Source organism: Heyndrickxia coagulans DSM 1 = ATCC 7050 (assembly GCF_000290615.1).
In the GTDB taxonomy this organism is placed as follows: Bacteria; Bacillota; Bacilli; order Bacillales; family Bacillaceae_C; genus Weizmannia; species Weizmannia coagulans.
Window position 1 is genome coordinate 1 of the sequence record NZ_ALAS01000040.1, and the last position, 4,896, is coordinate 4,896.

General features: G+C 46.1%; 4 protein-coding genes. All 4 read right to left on the reverse strand.

Features of this window, described 5'->3' with window-relative positions:
• Nucleotides 1-162: 162 nt before the first annotated feature.
• The 4 genes from IC21_RS01320 to IC21_RS17155 all read right to left on the reverse strand — a co-directional run bounded on the left by IC21_RS01320 (nt 163) and on the right by IC21_RS17155 (nt 4,488).
• Nucleotides 163-1,113 carry an Rpn family recombination-promoting nuclease/putative transposase gene (locus IC21_RS01320; RefSeq protein WP_035180312.1) on the reverse strand — a complete coding sequence of 317 codons (951 nt, stop codon included), beginning with the start codon at nt 1,111-1,113 and terminating at the stop codon, nt 163-165.
• Nucleotides 1,114-1,495: 382 nt separating this feature from the next.
• Nucleotides 1,496-2,110, reverse strand: a complete 615-nt coding sequence (locus IC21_RS01325) for a YcnI family copper-binding membrane protein (RefSeq protein ID WP_029143092.1) — start codon at nt 2,108-2,110, stop codon at nt 1,496-1,498.
• Between the two features lie 51 nt (nt 2,111-2,161).
• Nucleotides 2,162-3,808 carry a copper resistance CopC/CopD family protein gene (locus tag IC21_RS01330; RefSeq protein ID WP_029143091.1) on the reverse strand — a complete coding sequence of 549 codons (1,647 nt, stop codon included), beginning with the start codon at nt 3,806-3,808 and terminating at the stop codon, nt 2,162-2,164.
• A 329-nt stretch (nt 3,809-4,137) separates the two neighbouring features.
• Nucleotides 4,138-4,488 (reverse strand): hypothetical protein, encoded by a 351-nt coding sequence (locus IC21_RS17155; protein ID WP_029143090.1) that lies wholly within the window; start codon nt 4,486-4,488, stop codon nt 4,138-4,140.
• Nucleotides 4,489-4,896 lie beyond the last annotated feature (408 nt).

Sequence of the window (4,896 nt, forward strand, 5' to 3'; positions counted from 1 at the left end):
TTTTTCGCTTGTGTTACCCATATCAGGACACATCCCTTCGTTAATATTATATTTCACTAAAGGGTGTCCATGAAACTATACTAGCATCACCCTTCCTATACCCGCGGTCAAAGTAAGAATTCGGCAGCTTTAGTACTTGCTCTGCTTCGTCACAAGCCGGGCTCAATGCTTTCCCCCCTCTATCTGCCTTTTGATTTTCAGGATCTCCTCTTCACTCAAGCCGGATGCTTGGGCAATGATCTTCAAATCCACTTGATTTTTTAACAAGTTGGCAATAAATCTTTTTAACTTTTCTTCACCTTCTTCTCTTCCTTCTTCTCTTCCTTCTTCTCTTCCTTCTTCTTTTCCTTCTTCTTTTCCCTTCCTATACCCGCGGTCAAAGTAAGAATTCGGCAGCTTCAATACTTGCTCTGCTTCATCCGGATCCAGCATTTTAATGTTTTCCATTACTTCCGCCTCCTCTTTTTCATTCAGTTTTAAATAAAAATCAAAGAAACCATATAACAGCCTCATTTTTGCAGGGTCGAGTTCCATCCGGGCCAGCATCCGCAGAAACTCCAGTTTGACCTGCACCCGCTCTTTTTTTGTATACCCCATTTTGCTCAGCAATGCTGCGGCAACGGGATTGTTGCTCCGGATATAATCTCTCCAGTTTTTCTTAATCAGATGAATGGATAAATAGTGAAAACGAAGAATTTCGATGTTGTGGAAGGCAAAGGTGTACGTATCGGGGGTCTCTGTTTTCTCCTCATAACTGAATACGGCAATCGGCAATACTGGTTTACGGTGCCTGAGGCTGATCATCATGTAATAGCGAAATAGTCGCTCAGGAAAAAGTTTCTGGTAATACGACTGGGGCTCTACATGGATGAGAATCACGGTGTCTTTGCCTTTTACCTTCGTCTCGGCAAGGATGTCAACCCGTTTTTGTTCGCCGCCCGGAAAGTCCGTAAACTGTTCCTGCGACAAAAACCTCACCCGGCGGTAGTCAAGATCCGCTGACACATCCGGGAAGAACGCTTCCATAAATTCCTTAAAAAAGTTTTGGATCAGCTCCTTAAACAAACGGTCATGCACGTTGTAACCGGCCTGTTTTTCCATTACCAGTTCCAATGGCAAATCGCTCACTCCTTTTCTTATTTTTCAGTTTTATTTTATAGGACAAACGTCCGTTTTTCAATACCTACGTCTAATTCGGAACATTTGCCATCAACGAATTGACAAATTTGGCTGACAACCTGTACGCACTCAACGTGCTTTGCCCTTTTAAATACTTTTCTTATCAGGATATTGTAAACGGAGACGGCCATAACCCCCTTAACGCTCTCCTTGTACTGTTGCTGATTGCCGCCTTTTCCGCCTGCACTTATTGTTTTACCGGAAACGGGACTTAAATATTTGATATATAGCGGGAAATTCTTGCTTTACGGCATTCTGCCATTTACAATCTGTGAAAAAAGCGCCTGCCGCCCCGGGCGGTGACAGGCGCACATTTTCATTTTTTTCGAAATGCTGTGATCAAGGCAACCAGTGACAGCACAACCGATACGATTGACAAGATAAGCGGCAGGGTGTTGGATGAAGAGCCGGATGTTTTGCCACTGTTGGTTGTTGTATCATGGGTTTGGGCTTGGCCGGTATCCGATCCCTTCACTATTTTTGTGATCGAATGAGGGTTGTCGCCGTTTTTGTCCTGCGTCCACTCGACAATGCTGCCGTCTTTGTAATATTGGTACGCGTCCCAGGCGATTTCGGTCTCATGATCCGGGTTTGCGGCAACAATTGTAAACTGCTGGAACTGGCCCGGTAAAATGCCTTTTCCATCAGCCTTAAAAGTAAAATTCTTGGTTTTTCCGTCTGATCCTTTTTCAGCCGAATAGGTCCACCCCGGCACCGGCTCATACGATTCAATTTCGACGCCCTTTGGTGTTTTAATGGTGACTTTGGTCGTTGGAATATTTTTTTCTGTCGGCACTTTAATCGTATAGGTTTCCCATGCACCGGTTGTGGATGTGGCCGGGCTCACGGTTACGTGGGCACTTGCTGCACCTGCAAACAGAAATAAACCGAAAAATGCCGGCAGCACGACTCTGGCAAACTTTTTCAACATTCTTCATTTTCTCCTTTCATTGGAACCGCTTTTTGAACTCCGTCTTCCCCCTCAATCAGGCTGGCTGCCAACATGAACAGAGAAATCCGTGTCAATGGTATTCAAGTCTTTTTTCAAAACGTGGACATGCACATTCCAGCGGCCTGCCATATTGAAATCCATACCTTTTGCGCGGTAGTAACCGTCTTTGACTTTTTTCAATACTTTCGACTCGCTGCCCATTTCCATTTCAAGCGAAGTAAAAGTTAATGTCACTTGCTCGATGTGCCCAATCGGCCGTCCATTGCGGTCTTTCAGCGACAATGTAAATGTATTTTCCCCTATCACATTCGGAGTGGCCGAAAATGTCACTTCTTGTTGATGGACAGTTTTGGTTTCTTTGAACGGCCCGGGTGCCGCCATTGCAGTCGGCAAGTTCGTCAAAATGACAGAGAGGACGAGCACGGCAAGCCCTGTTGCCAGTTCACCCCATACGGAGGCAAAAATCCCTTTTTTCCTGCTCCACCTTCCGTTCCAAAAATTCAACGCGGCAAGCATGACCATAACGAGAAGCAAAAGGATTTTAGCAGACAGCACTTTCCCATAAGAGGTCGTTGCGAGTGACCGCAAGTTTGGCACATAGGTAATGCTGCCCGAAACGCCTGTCACAGCGAGCACAACGACAAGGGCAATGCCCCATTTTGAAAATGCTCTGATCATCCGGAAGTAAAGCGGCTTTGTATCCTCATGCCTTTCCAATGGCATAAAAACGGCGAACATGGCCAGGCTGCCAATCCAGATTTCTGCCGAAAGCAAATGGAGAAAATCCAGCGCCACCTGCCATACGGGATGCGGGGCTGAAGCAGCATGGCCAATCAACGCTTTGGTGAGCACCCATCCAAGCGCGGGAACGAGTGCTGTATAAAACAAAGCAGGATTTTTCGTTTTCGAATGGAAAAATACCAAAGCAGCCAGGCATAGCAGCAGGGCCATCTGTACCAGCCATATATGCCCAAAAGCCGTATGCGCGATGAAGCTTTTTAATATGCCGGCATGAAGCACATGGCGCCATGAAGCCGTCAGTTCAATGGACGCTGTTAAAGGCAAGCTTAATAAAGTGCCCACGACCAGGAACAAAGTACCCATTTGCAGCATCTTGCCGGCCGCTTTCTTCATATATTGATTGTGGCCGTACTCCCGCGGAACAATGAGCAGAGAAAAGAAAAGCATACCGGCAATACAAGCAAAACTGGCATATTGCAGCCAGCGGATCAAAATCAAGTCTATTTTTGGTGTGTACCCCGTTTCCGTTCCGGGAGTGGATGGTTGCTTCGCCTGATGCCCGGATCCAACTTGAAAAGGGATAACGCCTTGGACAGGGTGCCCGTCACCGGAAACCGCTTTCCATTGGATTTGATATGTACCTTTTGGCAAGTTTGTGCGTAAGCCGCATTCCAAAATAGTTCCATTGCGGGAGTTGATCCTTCCGTCTTTTCGGTCCACCCGCTTCCCATTCTCATCAAATACCTGAATGGAATAATTTACGGGCTGGATTTTCTCATCAAATTGGATTGTCACCTTTTTCGGCGGTGCTTTCCATACTTCATTTTCAGAAGGGCTGGATTTTACGATGTACGCATGCGCAAACGCCATGGAAGGAAAAAGCAGCACCCCGAACAAGAGTAAAGCGGCAAATAAAACGTACTTTCTGGTCTTCAAATGAACCTCCCTCCCTTCAAAATGAGATACGCGCTATTTTCCCGCGATCAAATCCATAATGTACTTGGAAAAATGCAATGGGCGATGGAGGGCCGCTCCCTGAGGGCAGCCACTATTAGCTTAATATATGATTTCACGATTTACAAATGAGAAGGATTTTCAACAAGTGTTTGTGAAAAAATACCTGCCACTTCCCGCAATCCGCCGCGTTTAATCCGGCATTTTACGGGGAGTGGCAGGCACCGTAACAGTAAATGCTGTTTAGGGTTTGCTTTTTACGGGGTGAAGGGATGGGGCCCTTTCGGATCATTTGTCAATGCCTGTAATGATTAGCCCTTTTTTACAAGATTCACCAATATTCCCTTGTTTTTAAACTTCGGGTATGCGATCAGCCGGTTCAGATCTTTTACGGTTAATGCAGAAGGCGGGATGGCGAGTTCGTATTCGCCCCGCAACTGATATACGAGTGACAGCGCATATTCCGTTTGTTTCGGTGTCAGTGAATCATCTTCCGCACTGGCATTTTCATAGGAAAATTGTCGCAGCCGGTATAGTATAATGAGTAAAAAAGATGGTTTGGAAGGAATTGGAATGGCCGTTACGATTCCTGAGTCAATCAGGTCTTCCGCAACAGCGGGAGAGCGCTTTTGTTCCGTGCGCTGAAACCATCCGGAAAGCACGGTTAGAAAGGAACGGTTTTGTTGAATAGCAGATCAGCCAATAAGCATTGCTGGGGCAAAAGCAGGAAAAAAATTGATGTGCAAAAACGGCGGGACACTTTATGTTGCCCGCCGTTTTGGATGGCAATACGATGGAAATCCCCCGCCAGATTTGGCGGTTGCCGCGCATTTCAGGCTCCGGCCCGTTTTCCAAAAGCGAAGTGCTAGTCCATGTTTAATATCCCGTTTTGTGGAATCTCAATTTGGAAATGGGTTCCTTCCGCTGAACTTTCAACGATCCGGATATTGCCGAGATGCTCTATAACGATCTTTTTTACATAAGAGCCTTTGCCAAAATGCTATACCCCCTGAAGCAGTAGGCAGTCAGACAATTAAAGATCGTGGATTTATTCCACTAAAGAAAACAGA

Coding starts and splice junctions, on each gene's coding strand:
- IC21_RS01325 (WP_029143092.1), bottom strand. CDS start 2,110: ATGTTGAAAAAGTTTGCCAGAGTCGTGCTGCCGGCATTTTTCGGTTTA.